The sequence below is a fragment of the Moorena sp. SIO1G6 genome, from assembly GCF_010672795.1.
Taxonomy (GTDB): Bacteria; Cyanobacteriota; Cyanobacteriia; order Cyanobacteriales; family Coleofasciculaceae; genus Moorena; species Moorena producens.
Genome location: NZ_JAAHFZ010000018.1, coordinates 12,314 through 31,111, shown reverse-complemented (window position 1 = coordinate 31,111; position 18,798 = coordinate 12,314). Strand labels below are relative to the sequence as shown.

Here is an 18,798-nt window from a genome sequence, read left to right as displayed (position 1 = left end):
TATTGGTAAGTGCGATCAGCTAATCGCTGATCGCCAACTACTGAGTGCTTACCAAATTAGATACTTTATCAAAGTGCATTGACCCAGAAATCAGCGGTTACAATCTCACCATTACGCTTAAATTGACCCCACACTTTATATGTGCCTTTTTCAGGAAATTGGGTAGCAAAACGTATCGGTTCAGTAGTTTTACCTGGAAGTGCGTGAGCATGAATATAATCAGATGCTGTTATAGATTCTGATTGTTTAACAATTACTAAATGACCAAATTCTCCCAAATAAGGTTGTAAATCATTCACCGGATTATTATTAGCAGCATCCTTTAAATTAAAGCTAATCATCACTTCTTCATTCGCCTGAACTTTGGGTTTATCAAAACTCAGCTCAACCTTGGTATTGCCAAAGACTTTAGTATTTTTAATTTCTATATCATTTAGAGATGACTTAATGCCTGGTGCTTTTACTTTTACCACCGAAACTCGCTCTGGATTTCCAGTTGGTTTGTAATCGCTAAAAAGAGTATAATCACCAGGTTTAGGAAAATTAGCTTCAACTTCAAACCTTCCATTACCTTTGTATTCCGGATGAATATGATCGTAAAAATCAAGATCATCACTGACTACAATTAAATGCATTAATTTCTCTTGGAAAACCTCAAAATCAGGAACAGCATTTCCCTCAGAGTCTTGAATATCAATTACCAAATTATTTGGTTTATCTAAAGTAATTGTTGAGGGAGTCGTTAGTATAGCTTTAGTCTTTACTGATGGTTTATTTCCGTGACCATGGCTACCATGGTGATGACCATGCTCATTGTGATTATGGTGACCATGGTGTTTATCTCCCTCAACAGATGCATCTCCAGATTGCCCTAGTGTTGAACAACTTTGAGCCAGCAATAAAGTAGAACTAACTAGTAATGCGCTAACCAAACGATTCATGATGTCTTTACCCACAAAAGTTATTCAATATTTATTGTTTAAAGGAAAAGCGACCGTTGATTTTTTTACCGTTAATGTCAGTTTGAATGACCACCTTATATTCCCCAGTAGCTTTCCCAGGTAAAAAAGCAGCGTAATGTTTACCAGCCTGATCATAGCTGAAATCTAGATTCTTTTGTTCACCATTTGGTAACTGGATTTGAGCCTTGACTTTGGCATTAGATACACTTTTGTGTTCCTCACCCTGTTGTAGAAAAAAGTCTAAGTGAATTCCCTGTTTTTCGACAATAGGCAACAATTCTAAATGATAAAGGCCAGATTCAATGATTTGACCACCTTGGGAGTAACCATCACCATGGCTGGAGGAATCAACCTTCTCAGTTTTGGTGACAGTTTCTGAAGAGGTAGTTTGAGTAGTCTCTTTTGTACTATTGCCACAGGAGGCTAAAAATATCAATCCCAAACTAGATAGAACAATTAAATTTGACTGCAACCACGAACCCATAGTTTTACTCCTTTCAAACTAATTTATTTTTTTGATAACCAGTAAAAAAGTTGATACTGACTAAGCTTACCGCTGACAGCTGATAGCTGACTACTTACCTATTTACCCAGCACTGAACCACATTTAAAGGATGAATTTAATTCTTCAGGTGAAATCCCTGGATTGATTGGTTTAGATATGAAAAAGCGACCAAACTGAGCATACAAAGCTGGTAATACCAATAAGGTTAAAGCTGTAGAAGTAAACAATCCTCCCAGAACAACTATTGCCAATGGCTGTAAAATTTCTTTACCTGCCCCCGTGCCAATTACGAGAGGAACCATCCCTAAAGCTGAAGTCAAAGCTGTCATTAAAATTGCCACTAATCGTTCCGTTGAACCTTCAATAATGACTTGCTTCAAAGGCATTCCTTGAGCCAATTTATTGTTGTAATTATCTACCAGAAGTAAACCATTGCGGGTAGCAACACCAAAGAGAGTGATAAACCCTACCATGGAAGCAACCGAGACAATACCACCACCGAGGGCAACGGAAAAAATTCCCCCAGTTAATGCTAGAGGTAGATTGAGCATAATCATCACTGTTGCTGAAATTGACTTGACAGCAAAGTACATTAAAACAGCAATCACAATCAGTGCCAGAGTACCGAATACTAGTAAATTTTGAGATGCTCGTTGTTCTGATTCAAACTGTCCTCCATATTGGATAAAGTAGCCGGAAGGTAATTGTACTCTCTCCTTGACTGTGGCTTTAATCTCTTCAACTACACTACCTAAATCTCGATCAGCAACATTAGCTGAGACCACAATCAGACGAGAAACATTTTCGCGGTTGATGGTGTTGGGTCCCTTACCATAACTAATGTTAGCAACTTGGGCAAGAGGAATCTTAGTACCCGTGGGAGTGTCAACTAGCAGGTTGCTAATGGTATTAATATTATTGCGGTATTCGGCTTTCAACCACACTACCAAATCAAATAACTGTTGCTCTTCCAGTACTTGCGAGACAACTCTACCATTGAGAGCAGTTTCAACAATGTCTGCAAGCTGACCAACACTAAGACCATAACGAGCAGCAGCAGCGCGGTCAAACTTAATTTGCACCTGTTTGATCGGAATTTGGGGTTCAAGAATTAGATCCACCACACCAGGAATATCTTGCATCCCATCTCGAACTTGAGCACCAATAGTTCGTAATTCGGAAAGTTCCGGACCAAAAATTTTTACTGCGATCGCACTCCTGACTCCTGAGAGGACTTCATCCATGCGGTGGGAAATAAAACCACCAATACTAGGGGCTACCCCGGGTAACTTAGCAAATTCCTCACGCAGTTTCTCAATGGTTGCTTTTCGGTCTTTCATCCCCTCCTCTGAAATTTCCACATCCAAATGGCCGAGAGTAACACTACCAGCATCAGCATCACCGGGAGCACGGCCTGAACGTAACTGCACTGACTCAAACCGGGGGTCATCTTTGAGAGCTAGTTGCATGGCTGAACCAGCCCGATTCGTCATTTCCAGAGAGACACCGGGATAGAGAGTGAAAGCATTCACAAGCGATCGCTCCTGAAACTCTGGTAAGAAGACTCGTCCTAGAGAGGTAAAAATAATAAGAGAAGCGACAAACCCTGCTACTGCTGTTAGCAAAACTAGACTGGGAGCATGAAGAGAAAACCGAATTAATGGCTGATATAGTTTCTTGGAAAACCGCGCTACCCAAGTTTCTTCTTCCGGTAACTGTACAGTAGCAAGCAAGAAAGCACACAAAGCTGGACTCAGGGTCAGGGCTACAAATGTAGAGGCAAAAATTGATACGAGATAGGCTACTCCCATCGGTGCAAAGATACGACCTTCAACACCAGTAAGGGTGAAAATTGGTGCGAAGACTACAGCGATAATTACCGTAGAAAACAGCACACTCACTCGCACTTCCACTGAGGTGTTATAAACCACCTGTAATGGGTTGAGAGGATTTCCTGCTTGCTGATTTTTCCGTAATCCCCGGTAGCAATTTTCCATGTCCACAATCGAGTCATCTACCACTGACCCAATTGCTACAGCTAGTCCTCCCAAAGTCATTGTATTAATTCCCAAACCAAAGAGATTGAGTAGCATCATCCCAATCAACAAAGACAGAGGAATGGCGCTGAGGGTAATAATGGCACTGCGCCAGTTCATCAAGAACAGAAACAGAATAATAGAAACAATGATGATGCCATCGCGCAAGGCATTCCTGACATTTTTAATTGAGGCATCAATAAAATCGGATTGGCGAAAGGTAACAGTAACCTTGACATTCTCCGGCAAACCCCCTTTAATTTCCTCCATGGCTGCTTCTACGGCTTTGGTAACAGTAGGAGTATCAACCAGAGGCTGCTTATTAACTAGCACCACAATCGCTTTTTTCCCATCCAAGCTACCATCACCCCGTTTCAAGGCAGCACCAATGCGCACATCAGCGAGATCAGAAAGCAGCACTGGTGTGCCATTACGTGCCACTACCACCGATTGTTCTAAATCCTCTATTGACTCAACTCGTCCTATGCCTCGAATTAATAGTTCCTTGTCTGGACTAATCAGAAAGCCACCCGCTGCATTAGTATTTGCTGCTGCTGCTGCTTCCGTAACTTCTGTTAAGGAAACATCAAAAGCGGTTAACTTGGCAGGGTCAACCAGTACCTGATACTGACGCACATCTCCCCCATAGGCAATTACCTGAGTTACCCCCGGTACGGCCAATAATTGGTTGGTAATATCTCGATCAAGCAATCGACGCACAGCCATTAGGTCAATTTTAGAGGGGACATCTCCTGTCTCTAGATTGTCGTCAATGGTAAAAGCGTAGGAAAGAATGGTACCAATGGGCGAGGAAAGGGGAGAAATTTGTGGTGATTCTACTCCTTCCGGTAATCTGGCAGCAGCTTGTTGTAACCGTTCAGTTACTAACTGGCGAGCTTGATAGATATTAGTATCCCATTTAAAAATAACTTTTACTACGGAAATGCCCACTCCCGAAGAGGAGCGTACTGTAGTCAATCCAGGAATGCCATTGATCGCACTTTCGACAGGCATTGTGACTAAAGATTCTACTTCTTCTGGAGCCAATCCCGGTGCTTCCGTTTGAATTTCAACTTGGGGAGGAGCAAAATTGGGAAATACATCTAAGGGCATTTGGGAAACAATGCGAAATCCCCAAACTGTGACGATGATAGCGCCAATTACAACTAGCCAGCGTCGAGCAATAGACCACTTCAGGATGGAGTTAAGCATTTTGGTCTTACCTATACCCTTGCTTATGATTGCTTGTTTGCGAAACTATTAGGAATGGCGGAATCTAAATAGCCATCTCCATTGCTCTGCCCATTTGCTTTTACATCAGCAGTGGAATGATAGCTATTATTGGTCGGTTCATAGGAAATTTCTATAGGTGCTGGTCTTGGTTGTGAAGCAGTGCGGCGTCCCAGCATAAAAGCACCAGCTGTAATCACCCCTCCTACAGGAAAAACCCACCACCAGGGTAGGCTAGCAACATTAAGGTTAGTCGATGTTGCCTGATGATTATGTTCTTCTTGCTCATGTTCATGGTGATCAGCTTTAGAGCCACCCCTTAAGGATTGGGCATACAACATCACCCCCCCTTCAGCCACAATCTGGTCACCTTCAAATAAACCATTCTTGACTTCCACCAAATCCCCAAAAGTTGAACCGAGAGTAAGTTCTACAGGTTCATAGAAGTTCTGACCATTTTGTACATAAATCAGTTGTTTACCATTAGCATCAACCAAAGCATCTTGAGGAATCGCTAAAGTAGCTACACTGGTTTTATCAGTAAGAATATTTAATTGAGCAAACATTCCTGGTTTTAGTTGCCCTCCAGGATTATCCAACCTTACCCTGACTGGCACTACTCGTGTCTGACCTGCCACTATCGGGTCGATTTGGCTAACTTGACCTGTAAAAGTCTGATTAGGCAGACTAGAAACTTCTAATCTAACCTTTTGACCTATTTTTACCTTGTATAAATCTTTTTCATAAATATTAGCAGTTGCCCAGACTTGATTATTGTTAACAATCGTCATCAATTGCCCACCTGCGTCTTCAAAAGATTCACCCAAGGTTACTTTCCACTGCGCTACTGTACCGGAAATTGGAGCAAGCACCGTTACCCTTCCTTGCTCATTAGCAGAATTACTAAGTTGTTGTAGTCGGGTTTTGTAGGTAGTATCGCTCAGTTGAACCCGAGATTTGGCAGCCTTAACCGCTGTTTGAGCCCGTTTTAGTTCTGCTTCTGCTTCCAGAACCTCCCGACGGCTAAATGCTCTTTTCAGTAACGTTTTAGCCTCTGCTAGTTTAGTTTTCGACTCTAGCATCTGACGTCGAGCCAGAGCACCTTCGATCGCTAATGCTAGGTCTTTATCGTACTCTTCTTGGGCTACTGCTAGCTGAGTTTCAGCTTCATCGATTTCAGCAGCAGCAATTTGACGCTGACGTTCTAAATTTTCCCTAGCTAGTTCCAGATTTGCCTGAGCTTCTCCCAATGTTGCCTTAGCTTCAGTCAGTCTGTCGAGAGACTCAACCCGCAATTCAATTAACTCCAAGCTAGAGATGACAGCAACCGCTTGACCTTTATTGACCCTCTGACCTGGTTTGACCAAAAGTTTAGCAACTGTACCGGGAATCGGTGCTGTTACTTGCGCCTGTTGGTTGGGCTGGGTTTCAATTTGCCCCGTGGTTTGAATACCAATATCCAAAAACTGCCTAGAGACGGATTGGAGTTTAATCCCAATTTGACTAGCGGTTGTGGCATCTACCTTAATTCCTTCGGGATTGCTGGTGGCTTCGGTTCCGCTTTGGAACTCATTTCCATGCCCGGCATGGGCGAAAACAGCAACTGGTGCGATCGCTATCACCAGCAAAAAGGTAAACGTTGAAGCCAGGATTTTTTCTGTCTTGTGCATAATGGATCAGTGCTTTTGATGCTCAGCAGAGGGTGCAAGTAGTCACCATAGCCTCCACCCAGATACCTAAGGTTTGCATCCAGATGGTCATTTGCTGTCGTCTTGATTAAGTATCACAAGCAAATATGAAATCAGGATGAAATTTTAGGTATCAATGAAATTATTTTTTTTAGGACTTTGGTAAGCCTTCAGCTTCTGAGAGTAGGAAATTGATTTGTTAATTAATTTTTTTAATTAATGTCACAATTTAATTCTATGTTTTAGAATTAATGGTTTAGGCTACGTGTAGTAATTGTGATACTTTTTGATGCCATATTCTAGAATTGCTACTCGCTATTCCCTGCTCCGAAATTCCCTTTGCTATTACATACATTGACTATAGGTGCGTGCAGCTTTAAGCTAATTTATCCAAGGAAAGTTAAGCGTTGCGCCGCTTTCTTTCCCGCATATCGCTACTATAGACAAAGTATCCAGCGGGAAAAGAAAGATGAGAGTACTGCTAGTTGAAGATGAGCCAGACTTGGGTGCTGCAATTAAGCGAGCGTTGAATATAGAGAAGTATGTGGTGGACTTGGTTGTTAACGGTACTGAAGCTTGGGGTTATTTAAACAACCACGAAACCCAATATACCTTAGCTATCTTCGACTGGTTGCTACCAGGGCTATCCGGACTAGAGTTACTGCGTCAGTTACGCTATCGTAATAATCCCTTACCTATTTTGATGCTAACGGCAAAAGACTGCTTAGAAGATAGAGTGATGGGTTTGGATACGGGAGCCGATGACTATTTAGTGAAACCGTTCCTAATGGCAGAGTTGCTAGCAAGAGTTAGAGCCTTGCACCGGCGAACACCCCTACTCCAGCCCCAACAACTTCAGGTGGGTGACCTTATTCTAGATTATGGTAACCGAACGGTTTATCGTCTTGCTGCTAACGGTGAGAAACTCCACGTTCCACTCACGAATAAAGAATTCCAGCTCTTAGAGTATTTTATGAAGCATCCCAATCAGGTGATGACCACCAACCAAATTCGCAATCAACTTTGGGAAGTGAATGCAGAACCAATTAGTAACGTAGTGGCGGCTCAAATGCGCCTGCTACGTCGGAAACTCGAATCAATCAACTCCAGCATTCCCATTGAAACTGTGCATGGTTTGGGGTATCGTCTCAATCTGAAAAAATAATGAATCAAAATAAGCTATTTAACCAGACTCGTGGAAAATTAGCACTTTCCTATGCCATTGTCATGGGGTTTATTTTGAGCTTGTTGGGATTTGGTGTTTACAGAGGGATCGCTCATACCCATTTAGTCACTTCAGACCGGGAGTTAAAATCCGTTGCGGGGACACTCCATGATAGTCTGGAATGGAAACTCAAGGAACCGGGACGGGTAGAGCCAATAATTGGGGAACTTTTACCTAATCTGTGTATCGTTGGAGTTAACTGTTCTAAACCACTGGTTAGTCCCCAACGCCACATCCTCAGTGCTGTTAGCCAAGCTCACTACTACATCCGGCTATTTGATACCTCAGGACGTTTAATTGCCATTGCAGGAACTTACCCAGAGGGATTACCCCACGTGTTTAATCAAGCACCTTGGCAAACCCTGTCCGATGGTAAGGGCAACTCCTATCACCAAATTTCTCTATCGCTACATACTCAAGATCAGCGGGATTGGGGGTATTTGCAGGTGGGGCACTCTTTCCAATACCTCAAGGAGTACCTCAATACGGTAAAATTAATCTTGGTATTGGGGCTGCCAATGGCAATGATCTTAGTCGGCAGTGGCAGTTGGTGGTTAGCAGGGTTGGCGATGCAACCTATTTACCAATCCTACAGACAGATTCAACAGTTTACCGCTGATGCTGCCCACGAGCTACGGACACCGATAGCTGCGACACTGGCAACGGTTGAGTCGGCACTTTTGATGCCTAGCTTGGATCAACAAGAAGCACGAAACATTCTTGAAATTGTTGAACGTCAAAATCAGCGGCTGACTCAGTTAGTTGCGGATTTGTTGTTGTTGTCTCGCTTAGATAGACAACCAGCATCTGTACGTCACCAGACATGCTGTCTCAATGACCTGGTTAGCGATTTAGTTGAGGAATTGGCAGCCTTGGCAATCGCTTCCGAAATTACACTGACATCTTCGGTGCGAGTGCCAACTCCTCTGGAGGTTGTGGGTGATTCTGAGCAGCTTTATCGCCTAGTTTCTAATTTAATTATTAATGGTATCCAATACACCCCTGTGGGTGGTAAAGTAACTGTTATTTTAGACAAGAGCGACCAACAGGCGGTGATCCAGGTAGAAGATACGGGGATTGGTATTGCCCAAGAAGACCAAGGGCGAATTTTTGATCGGTTTTATCGAGTCAATAGCGATCGCTCTCGTCACACAGGAGGTTCTGGATTAGGGCTGGCAATTGCTAATGCGATCGCTATTGCCCACCACGGTAGCTTGCAAGTATACAGCGAACGAGGTGTTGGTAGTAGGTTTACTCTTCGATTGCCCAAGCCAGTTACTTCCTTCGATAAGGAACACTTTAGTGCTCCAGTTTTTTTCCAATCAAACTCCTAAGTGAAGCATGAAAGATAAAGGAAGAAAGGAAAATATTGAGGGATAAATAGATATATGTCAAAGCATACCAGTTATTTAACAACCAATAAATTAGACTATTTCATCCTTCATGATTAATACCTAATACCTAATACCTAATACTTCATCCTTCATACTTAATCCTTCATAAGCTTATTTTAAAATACTGCGCAGCATCCAAGCCGTTTTCTCGTGTATGCTCATCCGTTCGGTCAACAGGTCAGCTGTGGACTCATCGTTAGCACGTTCAGCGGCTGGGAAAACAGACCGTGCAGTTCGTACCACTGCCTCATTAGCTTCCACTAGCAAGCGCACCATTTCCTCAGCATCCGGAACATCGCTGGTTTCGGGGATGGAGGATAATTGCGCATACTGACTGTAGCTGCCAGGAGCAGGATAGCCTAGGGTACGAATCCGCTCTGCTACCGCATCTACTGCTAAAGCCAACTCATTGTACTGTTGCTCAAACATCAGGTGTAGGGAGTTGAACATTGGTCCAGTAACATTCCAGTGGAAGTAATGGGTCTTCAGGTATAGGGTATAAGTGTCCGCTAGCAGACGAGACAGTCCCTCAGCAATCTCTTTGCGGTCTTGTTCATCAATACCAATATTGACAGGTACAATCGTTGCCATAGTACTCTCCTAAAGGTTCCTACTCAAAACTAATAGTAGCGACGGTAAGCTTTAAACAGCTTAACTTTAAGCAATTCTGGTTTCCTTGGGAATACACCCAAGGGATGAAGCTATTTTTGTCCCAAAATTGCTAATTTTCAGGCTAAATGCCGTTTTAAGACCGACCGAGGAGCGCGACGCACGCGGCATTTAATGGTTTTTTTTCCTAAACGCTGGTGTGCTTCGTAACGGTGGCAACCGGAAAAACCATAGTATTGCCCATCTACTTCTAACACATCAATGGGTTCGAGCAAACCTTCTTTGGCAATTGATTCCATTAGCGCCGCCACCTTGTTTGGATCATTTTGTGGTGGTAGGGGACGGCGGATTTGCTCTAGGGGAATTTCTTTGATGTATATCATAGTGCTAGTAATTTGTCAATTTAGTTTTGATGGTAATGGGGTTGCGGGTTAGGGGTTAGGGGTTAGGGGTTGGGTTAAGGGTTTTAGTACCTAATGTAAGCGTGCCTAATGTAAGTGTCCCTAATGTAAGCGTGCCTAATCCCTAATACAAGGATGCCCGTAGGGACAAGGGTTGGGTAGAATAGGAAAAATTTACCAAGGGCTAATGAATCAAGCCAGTTTTAATCCTAATGAGATTACTGTGCCCAATGGCTGCTTCTTTGGCTTGCCCTATTCGGTTGAGGAGGCTTCAATCGTTTTCCTGCCTGTTCCTTGGGACGTGACCACATCTTACCGAGAGGGCGCAGCAAACGGTCCCCAAGGAATTTTAGATGCTTCGGTACAGTTAGATTGGTACGACTTTGATGTACCCCAAGCTTGGGAAACGAGGTGTGGAACTATACCGATTAACTCAGCTCTCCTTGACCAAAATCGTGCCATGAGGTTGATAGCTAAAGAGATTATTCAGTATTTAGAAGCTGGTGGCAATGTGGATGATGATGCGATCGCAAAACAGTTAGCAATCGTTAATCAAGCCTGTGCTGGTCTCAACAACTGGGTTTACACTCAGGCACTGGAACTGCTGGAGCAAGGCAAGCTGGTTGCCATCGTCGGTGGCGATCACAGTGTTCCTCTTGGGTTAATGCAAGCCCTAACACAGCAACACGATGAATACGGGATTTTACAAATTGATGCCCATGCCGATCTCCGGCAAGCCTATGAGGGGTTTACTTACTCCCATGCCTCGATCATGTACAATGCCCTGACCCTACCTCAGATTAATCGTTTAGTTCAGGTTGGCATCCGAGATGTTTGTGAAGAGGAAATGTCTTGGGCAAACAGCGATCGCCGGATTGTAGTGTTTGATGACTGGCAGCTCAAAGCTAACACTTACGAAGGTATAACCTGGGCAGCCCAGTGTCAGGAAATTATTGCTAATTTACCGAATAAAGTTTATATTAGCTTTGATATTGACGGATTGAACCCCGCCTATTGTCCCAATACAGGTACTCCTGTGCCGGGAGGATTAGAATTTAATCAGGCAATGTATTTAGTGCGATCGCTAGTCAAAGCTGGAAAAACTATTATTGGTTTTGATCTGTGCGAAGTTGCTCCCGGAGACTCTGGGGATGAGTGGGATGGCAATGTTGGGGCTAGAATTTTGTACAAGCTTGCCTGTTTGACGAGGTATAGGACTAATTAATCAAAAAATCACCATCACTAAATTTTTATCTGACTCCTGTCGCCTGGGTAGTCAAATGTGCCTCTTTCAACTGCTCCAGTAAAGCTTCTCGTTGGTCATAGAGGCGTTTTAGAGGAAGAGGCGCTACCTTTGCTAGGCAGTAAGCTGTCAGTAGGGGCATAGCAATAGTCGAGTCGCAATAAACCACTACTGTTTCTGATAACTTCTGTGGATCAAGCTTGCACCAAGAGACCGCCTCCGATGGGGTTGCTCCTGACAAACCCCCTGTGTCTGGACGGGCATCAGTTACCTGAAGAAAGTAATCATGCCCCTTCTCATCAATACCCAAGACTTCTTGAAGATACGGTTCCGTCTGCAACATAAAATTTTTCGGCGAGCCACCTCCCAAGATCCAAATTCCACTGGCTCCCCCATGGTTTTTAGCTGCCAGTACAATTGCTGCCGTTTCATTCACATCCAAGGACACATCAATGACTGGTCCGGTTCCCTGCAACCCTAGCGCTGCTAAATTCATCCCAATCGAACTATCTCCAGGGCTGGAGGTATAGATGGGGACTCCTAACCGATAAGCTGCCGCCAGCAGGGATTGGTTTTTCAGTCCCAATGTCTGCTCCCGTGCAGCAATGTACTTACCGCAGAGGTAGTGAAACTCTGCCGTTCCCATTCGACCCTTAAACTCAGGCTGTTCAATGATCTGACGAAAGAACTTATCCGTTGATAGCAGCACGTCATAATCGAAGAAAATGTCATAGATCCGAACAACCCCTTCTTTCTGCAATACCACATCACTGATATCGTGCCGCCCTTGATGGAGTTCCAATCCGATGCCAAAGTGAGTGTCGTGGTAGAGATTGGCTCCCGTAGATACTATCCAATCGACAAACCCTGCCTCCATCAGTGGGATCACTGCGGCCATTCCTAAGCCTGCGGGGGTTAATGCTCCTGTCAAACTTAAACCCACCGTTACGTTGGGCTGCAACATCCGCTCTACCAATAATTGGCAGCCTTCTCGTAATCGACCAGAATTGTAGGCTAGAAACGTCTGGTCGATCAACTCTGTGATTGGGATTTGTGCCGTAATCGGACGGGGAGCGATTTTACGCCCTTGCAAAAAGCGATTTTCTTTGGTGGGCATGTTAGTCAAATCACTGGAGAAAACTTGCGCTTAACGACCGTTATAACTTAATGAGCAACATTCTGTAATCTCAAGATTGATGGTTCATGATTCATGAAACTGAGCACCAAACTCTATAATTTTTTTTAGCTTTCCCTACAATTAGAGTTACTAGGTAAGTCCTGAGCTTAACTTGCGAGGGGGTTTGGGGGATACATCGACTCCCCCAGTATTTTTCTCACCCCTTCAAGGGGTGAGAAAAATACATCTACGAATTTGTGTATTGATGGTAGACTGTAATGTATGTTGATGATGAACTATCGCTACCGAATCTATCCAAGTGCGAGCCAGCAAGTTCAAATACTTGAGTGGTTAGAGACTTGTCGCGGCGTCTACAACTACGCTCTGAGGGAGTTGAAAGACTGGTTGGCAAGTCGAAAGTGTGATGTGGATAGATGTTCTTTGTCAAAGGAATACATCATCCCAGCTGATACTCCGTTCCCTAGCTACCATCTTCAACAAAATAGTCACGAACTCAAATAGGTATAACTCCTCAAACTCCGCTCATAATTTTCCAGCAGCCGTTGAGATTCTGCCAAAGTAATTCGGTTCTCTTGCAACGCCTGTTCTGTGCGGCGGCGCATACCTTCCACCAAATCTTCAGCATCATACTGCACATAACCCAAAACTTCCGTGATTGTATCTCCCTTAACCACGTGTTCAATTTCATACCCTCTGGGGCTTAATTTGATGTGAACTGCGTTACTATCACCAAAAAGATTGTGTAAATTCCCCATAATCTCTTGGTAGGCACCGACTAGGAAGAAACCCAAATAGTAGGGTTCTTTGGATTTGGGATTTGGGATTTGGGATTTGGAATTAGAAATTCTCTCTGGCTCCTCGGCTTTGCGCAAAGGATGTAGTTCCAGCAACGATTTAACATCCCGCAGGTCAATAAATTGGTCAATCTTACCATCACTATCGCAGGTAAGGTCAGCCAGGATCCCCCTTTGAGTTGGTTCTTCATCCAGCCGATGGATGGGCATAATCGGAAATAGCTGGTTAATTCCCCAGCAATCTGGCACTGATTGGAAGACTGATAGGTTGACATAATAAATTGATGCCATGATCGTTTCCAGGTCTGCTAGATCCTCAGGAACATAGTCTTGTGTTCTGATAATTTCCCGAATCTTTTGACAGCACGCCCAATAAAGCTGCTCGGCTTTAGCCCGCTCGGTAATGCTCAGATAGCCTAAACTAAACAGGCTTTTTGCTTCTTGGTTAAGCTCGATGGCATCATGATAAGCTTCCTGGTAATTCTCAAGGTCGATAGTACAGTAAGTTTCCCAAAGATTTCGGATAATTAGATGGTCTTGTTCCGTTGCCAGTGGAGGGGATTGAGATTCGACATCACTGGTACTCAAAACATCAAAGATCAGGACTGATTGATGGGATGCGATCGCACGACCACTTTCACTAATGAGTGTTGGTGCCGGAATTTGATGTTCCTCACAAGCTTCCTTCACCGCAGCCACAATGTCATTGGCATAGTTCTGCATGTTGTAGTTTTTGGAGGCATGGAAGTTTGTTTTGGAGCCATCGTAATCCACTGCCAACCCACCACCTACATCTAGATACTGCATATTCACCCCTAATCCCTTGAGCTCAGCATAAATTTGGCTGGCTTCGCGAATAGCATCTTTAATTGCGCTAATGGCAGAGATTTGAGAGCCGATGTGGAAGTGCAACAGCTGCAATGACTCAAGCATTCCAGCCTCTCGTAGCTGGTCAATGGTTTGGAGTATTTCTGGAATTTTCAGACCAAATTTAGCTCTATCTCCTACAGAGTTTCCCCAACGACCCATGCTTTGTGTACTCAGTTTGGCTCGCACCCCCAGCACTGGTGTGATGCCTCCTAACTCAGCAGCTACCTCGATAATTAGCTGCACTTCTTCTAGCTGTTCTAGGACAATTATCGGATTATGTCCCAATCGCCTAGCTAAAAGGGCAGTTTCAAGATATTCCCGGTCTTTGTAGCCGTTACAAATAATTAGGGAATCCGGAGTGAGCAATGTTGCTAGAGCAATCATCAATTCAGGTTTAGAACCGACTTCTAAACCAAATTGATAAGGTTGACCAAAATACACGACATCCTCTACCACATGTCGATGCTGGTTGCATTTAACCGGAAAGACTCCTTGGTAACGACCAGGGTATTTGTAGCGAGTAATGGCTTGGGCAAAACAGGCGTTTAATTGCGCTATCTGGTCTGCCAAGATATCTGAAAAATGGATTAATAATGGTAGTCCCAAGTTGCGCTGCTTCAGGGATTCTACCAGTTCCAACAAATCCAACGAGCCGCCCCCATTGCCTTTAGGGGAAACCATGATATGACCAGCAGTGTTAATGGCAAAGTAGGGTTCTCCCCAGCCTTGGATCTGATAAAGCTCCTCACTTTTCTCAATTGTCCAAGATTTAGAGGTCTTCTGATCTTGGTTCTGGTTAGGGATTTGAGAACAGGATGAGTCTATCAACTTAACACCATAATCTGTAGGATTTTGAGTCGAGAACCCTGTAGTAGTCTCATTAGTAGTCTCAGTAGTCGTCTCAGGGGTTAAATACTCTTGAAACTGGGATTTACGCTGTAGTGTCACCAATAACCTCCTTAAAGACATTGGTCGAACTGACAAGCCATGCTAAAATGCCGTCAGCGTGTTTTTTAACTAATCGTGAGCGTCGATGTCTAAACCATCTGGTCATCAGGCTCAAAAGCAAGATTATTTCCAGTCCATCCAAAAGCTAATATACAATTATCAGATTGCTGTTTGGGTTGGGCTTTGGGTTGTTATGGTCTTAGCCGGTAGCATAGCAACTATTGGTCTGATTGATCCTGGACCGATTGAGGAAGAAGCCAATAATCCACAACCAGCTCTGGCTCAACTGCGGGCATCAGCGGCCAAAGAGGCTGTGCCTCTGTCTTTGTTTGGTGTTGTTGCTGTAGGCTGCGCCAGCGGTTGCTTATTGCTTACTCAGGCTCTAAAATTTCCAAGCCGGAAAACGAAACCGAAAAGACCGATAACATCTAGTGTCAGCAGTAGAAGGCGACGCCGTAATTCTAGACGCCGTAAGGCTACTAGCAAACAACAACCAGTCAAATCATTACCATTATTACCATCACAAAACAAGAGTGATGACCAACAGACCGAGGTAACGGTTTTGCCACCAGAGCCTACTGATCAGACCAATCCTCAAGACGAGACTCTTGCCAACATGATGGATATGCGTAAGCGCCGCTCTCTGTCTTCCTTGATGCGGGATCAATAATCAGCTGATGCTAGTGGTGATTTATTTAATGTGCCCTTAATTTGCCCTTTGTTCACTCTTGACGCTTGACGGTTAACCGTCAATTGTTAGAAGTTCTAACCTCTAACAGGGATTGCCAATCTTTAATCGCTTGCTGTGACCAAAGCCAGTTCTTGCTCAAGGCATCAGGTTTGAAGTTAATGGGGTCATTGGTGAGCACCAGTTGCCGTAGCTTGAGGGATCGTTGGGACAAGCTCGCCCGCTTAGATCCGTTTTGTTCTTGAGCCGATTTCCACAAGCCTAGCCCTAAGCCAGCATAGGTATTCCATTTTTGGGAATTGCTGGATTTTCCAGATCCAACTGTTGTAGGTTTCTTGTTGCTACTCCTGTACAATGCATCATACCAAGCTTGGTTAGCTCGCTCGTATTTGCCTTCAGCGTAATAGGCAAACCCTAGGGCATTGCGGTAAGTCCAAGAGTCAGGTTCTTGTTTGACTGCTCTTTCCCAATAACGTCTGACATCATCGAAACTGTATTCATCCGAGCCTGTCTGGATCGACTGCCATGCCAGACGCCCTCTTAAAAAACTCACCATTGACTTATTCAATTGTTCTGAGGGAACTTCCTGAAGGGCAGCAGAAGCCTGGGGTAATGCACCCCGGTCTAGCAATGCCCTGACAGCTTCGGTTCCTCGAATAATATTCCCCTCACTGAATGCTTGAATTGCGATCGCTGTGACGGTCTTAGTCTTAGCCTTTGTCAAATTCACATTTGAGTAATCAACAGGTTTGGAGAGACCTGGTGGTAATTGTCTGCCTAGCCCAGGACTAGGAGGGTTCTGGAAAAACCAAACCCCCAAAAGTACCAAGGCCAGAGTTCCCGTTGCTCCTAGTCCGATCCACACTGGTGAACGTGGTAACCTTGAACCCTTCTGTTTAGGATTAGTGACCTTTTTCCCCTCAAGTTCTGCTGTAGAATCCTCAAGGTTTGGAGCTGATTGGGTTGAGCCCTCGCTAGACAAAGCCGCTGTCAGGGTTGCAGCTGAAGCTTTCGAAGCAGCAGGTAGTTGACTTGGGGTATGGACTGGTAAGTTCTTCTGAGCAGCCTCTGAGTAAGGGTTTTGGGATAACCCCTCTAAATTCGATGCTGCTATTTGTGATTCCCCACCCTGAGCCTCTGTATTGAGCTGATCCAGCAATCCCTTAATGAAAGCAGCGGGATCGTCTGCTTCTAGTTCATGGGATTCTAAACCCGGTGTTACACCAGTGAGACTTTCATGGTCATACTCAGCTTCTCCCCTAGAGACAAGAGCTGACTCTTCCTCAAATTCTGAGAATGTGGTAGAATTATTATCTGCTGGTGGTGTAAAAAACGCCTCTTCTGGGTCTAACCCTACAGACATTCCAGGAGGATCGGGCAGACTAAATATTTGAGTTCGGTCATAACTGTGGTCATCATTGGTCAGGAAACCATCAAATTCCGGATGCAGATAGAGAACAGGTAATGCCCAATAAAGCTGGTTCGAGCCATAAGCAGAAATGAGTCCTTGTCTAGCTCGCGAGAGGCTTAGGTCAATGGGATAACCCTGATTGATGTTACGGTATAATAGTCGGGTTAGGGTCAGGGCTACCTCATCGGGAATACGCTCTGCCATGGCTAGAACACCAGGAATACCGCGCTTAACCAGTGCTTGGGCGAGATTTTGATCGTTACCGTTTTCTTGGGTATGTGAAGCAGCTGTATGAGCACCACGACAGGAGTTGAATACAGCCAGCTGGACACCATTATTAACTAACAATCCCGCTAGATCATCACCCCTTACGGTCTCTGTCAAACCAGTTTTTTTACTAACCAGGTAGACATCACCACCTGATTCCCCTAGGTTAGAGTGACCAGCATAGTGGAAGACTTGATATTTTCCTTGTTCCAGGGCTTGGGTTAACTGTTCCCGTCCTGGCTGTTCCAGAATTGTCAGATGAATCGCTGGGGGTCCATTGGGTGAACGATGGCGGAGTTCTTCTTTCAGGTGAGATGCTTCTTGTAAGAGTTCTAAACTTTCTTGATCACTTGGACCCGCGATCACCATCAAAATTTTCAGAGGTTGATTCGGTGGAGACAAAGGCTTCGGAACTGGTCTAATCAAGCCTTTGGTCATCTGGTAGCGGGAGAAAGCCACATCAGTTCCTGTGGCTAGGGGACGATCCCCAGCATGGAGTACTTCCCAAGGTAGGCGGGGTAATTCTGTACCTTTCAATCCCAGACGCAGCCGCAAAACCGACCGTTGATTTTGAGCGATCGCTTGCGCCATCATCCAGCTATCGCGCAAGCTTCCTTTAAATAGGGCATTGTATAGCTCCTGACCCAAGGCAACTAAGTTTAAAGAGGATTGAGAGTACGGTTCTCCCCAAGATGGCATGGCAAAACTGCCATCCACCCCAGCTGCCCTACCCTGCAGGACACTAAATAGGGGGTCATTCATCAGTTGCTTGGCCTGGGTTAACCATTCTTCTACCGGCCAACTGACTTGTTCTTCTGCCAATGAGACTCCCGGTGCCACTCGTTCGATGCGCACCAGATAATCATCATGTTTTCCTAAGGGGGTTACGGAGATATGGAATTCCTGTGCCACTGTTGCCCAATTTTGCTCAATTTCAAGGGATCAATTTTGCTCATAGTGACGAGCTTTGGCTGAAGGTTTAAAAATTCTTGAATATTTGTTTAGTATTTGCTTATTGAGGAGTATTCCTTTAGGGGAAAATTCTTGTTGGCTCATGGTATTGATGCCGTTTTTTATTTAAGGTTTCCAAGGCATACTCTGTTAATTGTTTTGAATCAGAAAATTTCCTAATTCCAGCATTTGGGTGCCACTTTACCCAGATTTTTCCGGATTGCTATCACCAATCTCGGAAAAGTGAAATGGTAGATGCACCCTGATTGACACCCCCGGTTCACTTTGGTGAGCTGGGGATTTTTTTTCACTGGGTGGTAAGGTGTTACCCACTATATGTAGCCATCTCTATAGATTAGTTTGCTTGCTCCTTTTCCTCTAAACACGAACTGATTAAGCGATGCAGGGCGGTCTTGGGGAGGCAGTGCGGTCTTGGGG

General features: G+C 44.5%; 13 protein-coding genes and 1 pseudogene. 5 read left to right on the top strand and 9 right to left on the bottom strand.

The window, feature by feature from the left end; all coding sequences use genetic code 11:
- Positions 1-68: 68 nt before the first annotated feature.
- The 4 genes from F6K63_RS18385 to F6K63_RS18370 all read right to left on the bottom strand — a co-directional run bounded on the left by F6K63_RS18385 (position 69) and on the right by F6K63_RS18370 (position 6,403).
- A complete protein-coding gene (locus F6K63_RS18385) occupies positions 69-956 on the bottom strand; it encodes a DUF8832 domain-containing protein (RefSeq protein WP_287312836.1) in 888 nt (295 codons plus the stop codon).
- Positions 957-972: 16 nt separating this feature from the next.
- Positions 973-1,446: a hypothetical protein gene (locus F6K63_RS18380; protein ID WP_008186218.1), complete on the bottom strand. Its 474-nt coding sequence runs from the start codon at positions 1,444-1,446 to the stop codon at positions 973-975.
- Between the two features lie 98 nt (positions 1,447-1,544).
- Entirely contained in the window at positions 1,545-4,715 is a 3,171-nt protein-coding gene (locus tag F6K63_RS18375) for an efflux RND transporter permease subunit (RefSeq protein WP_287312835.1), read from the bottom strand.
- Positions 4,716-4,738: 23 nt separating this feature from the next.
- The gene (locus tag F6K63_RS18370; RefSeq protein WP_287312834.1) at positions 4,739-6,403 is read right to left on the bottom strand and encodes an efflux RND transporter periplasmic adaptor subunit; all 1,665 of its coding nucleotides are present in this window, start codon (positions 6,401-6,403) and stop codon (positions 4,739-4,741) included.
- A gap of 487 nt (positions 6,404-6,890) precedes the next feature.
- Between F6K63_RS18370 and rppA the strand changes: the two genes are divergently transcribed.
- Both rppA and rppB read left to right on the top strand, forming a co-directional pair.
- Positions 6,891-7,586, top strand: a complete 696-nt coding sequence (gene rppA / locus F6K63_RS18365; protein ID WP_287312833.1) for a two-component system response regulator RppA — start codon at positions 6,891-6,893, stop codon at positions 7,584-7,586.
- Complete coding sequence (gene rppB, locus F6K63_RS18360) at positions 7,586-8,980, top strand: two-component system sensor histidine kinase RppB (protein ID WP_287312832.1); 1,395 nt, start codon at positions 7,586-7,588, stop codon at positions 8,978-8,980. Before rppA ends, rppB begins: the two co-directional genes overlap by 1 nt.
- Positions 8,981-9,151: 171 nt before the next feature.
- Here rppB and F6K63_RS18355 read toward each other — a convergent pair whose 3' ends face one another.
- Positions 9,152-9,631, bottom strand: coding sequence for a Dps family protein (locus tag F6K63_RS18355; RefSeq protein ID WP_287312831.1), 480 nt, complete (start codon positions 9,629-9,631; stop codon positions 9,152-9,154).
- Positions 9,632-9,768: 137 nt separating this feature from the next.
- A complete protein-coding gene (locus F6K63_RS18350) occupies positions 9,769-10,032 on the bottom strand; it encodes a ParB N-terminal domain-containing protein (RefSeq protein WP_287264935.1) in 264 nt (87 codons plus the stop codon).
- A 205-nt stretch (positions 10,033-10,237) separates the two neighbouring features.
- On the opposite strand from F6K63_RS18350, the gene F6K63_RS18345 reads away from it, so the two are divergent.
- Positions 10,238-11,275 carry an agmatinase family protein gene (locus tag F6K63_RS18345; protein ID WP_287264934.1) on the top strand — a complete coding sequence of 346 codons (1,038 nt, stop codon included), beginning with the start codon at positions 10,238-10,240 and terminating at the stop codon, positions 11,273-11,275.
- 25 nt (positions 11,276-11,300) lie between these two features.
- On the opposite strand, the gene F6K63_RS18340 is transcribed toward F6K63_RS18345, so the two are convergent.
- A complete protein-coding gene (locus F6K63_RS18340) occupies positions 11,301-12,410 on the bottom strand; it encodes a homospermidine biosynthesis protein (RefSeq protein WP_287312830.1) in 1,110 nt (369 codons plus the stop codon).
- A gap of 282 nt (positions 12,411-12,692) precedes the next feature.
- Here F6K63_RS18340 and F6K63_RS18335 point away from each other — a divergent pair.
- Positions 12,693-12,917: pseudogene (locus F6K63_RS18335) on the top strand (helix-turn-helix domain-containing protein); the annotation flags it as partial.
- Here F6K63_RS18335 and speA read toward each other — a convergent pair.
- Complete coding sequence (gene speA, locus F6K63_RS18330; RefSeq protein ID WP_008186202.1) at positions 12,917-15,064, bottom strand: biosynthetic arginine decarboxylase; 2,148 nt, start codon at positions 15,062-15,064, stop codon at positions 12,917-12,919. The pseudogene F6K63_RS18335 and the gene speA overlap by 1 nt on opposite strands.
- 64 nt (positions 15,065-15,128) lie before the next feature.
- On the opposite strand from speA, the gene F6K63_RS18325 reads away from it, so the two are divergent.
- The gene (locus F6K63_RS18325; RefSeq protein ID WP_008186201.1) at positions 15,129-15,713 is read left to right on the top strand and encodes a hypothetical protein; all 585 of its coding nucleotides are present in this window, start codon (positions 15,129-15,131) and stop codon (positions 15,711-15,713) included.
- 79 nt (positions 15,714-15,792) lie between these two features.
- On the opposite strand, the gene F6K63_RS18320 is transcribed toward F6K63_RS18325, so the two are convergent.
- Positions 15,793-18,321: a CHAT domain-containing protein gene (locus F6K63_RS18320; protein ID WP_008186198.1), complete on the bottom strand. Its 2,529-nt coding sequence runs from the start codon at positions 18,319-18,321 to the stop codon at positions 15,793-15,795.
- Positions 18,322-18,798 lie beyond the last annotated feature (477 nt).

Coding starts and splice junctions, on each gene's coding strand:
- F6K63_RS18380 (WP_008186218.1), bottom strand. CDS start 1,446: ATGGGTTCGTGGTTGCAGTCAAATTTAATTGTTCTATCTAGTTTGGGA.
- F6K63_RS18375 (WP_287312835.1), bottom strand. CDS start 4,715: ATGCTTAACTCCATCCTGAAGTGGTCTATTGCTCGACGCTGGCTAGTT.
- F6K63_RS18370 (WP_287312834.1), bottom strand. CDS start 6,403: ATGCACAAGACAGAAAAAATCCTGGCTTCAACGTTTACCTTTTTGCTG.
- rppA (WP_287312833.1), top strand. CDS start 6,891: ATGAGAGTACTGCTAGTTGAAGATGAGCCAGACTTGGGTGCTGCAATT.
- rppB (WP_287312832.1), top strand. CDS start 7,586: ATGAATCAAAATAAGCTATTTAACCAGACTCGTGGAAAATTAGCACTT.
- F6K63_RS18355 (WP_287312831.1), bottom strand. CDS start 9,631: ATGGCAACGATTGTACCTGTCAATATTGGTATTGATGAACAAGACCGC.
- F6K63_RS18350 (WP_287264935.1), bottom strand. CDS start 10,032: ATGATATACATCAAAGAAATTCCCCTAGAGCAAATCCGCCGTCCCCTA.
- F6K63_RS18345 (WP_287264934.1), top strand. CDS start 10,238: ATGAATCAAGCCAGTTTTAATCCTAATGAGATTACTGTGCCCAATGGC.
- F6K63_RS18340 (WP_287312830.1), bottom strand. CDS start 12,410: ATGCCCACCAAAGAAAATCGCTTTTTGCAAGGGCGTAAAATCGCTCCC.
- speA (WP_008186202.1), bottom strand. CDS start 15,064: ATGTCTTTAAGGAGGTTATTGGTGACACTACAGCGTAAATCCCAGTTT.
- F6K63_RS18325 (WP_008186201.1), top strand. CDS start 15,129: ATGTCTAAACCATCTGGTCATCAGGCTCAAAAGCAAGATTATTTCCAG.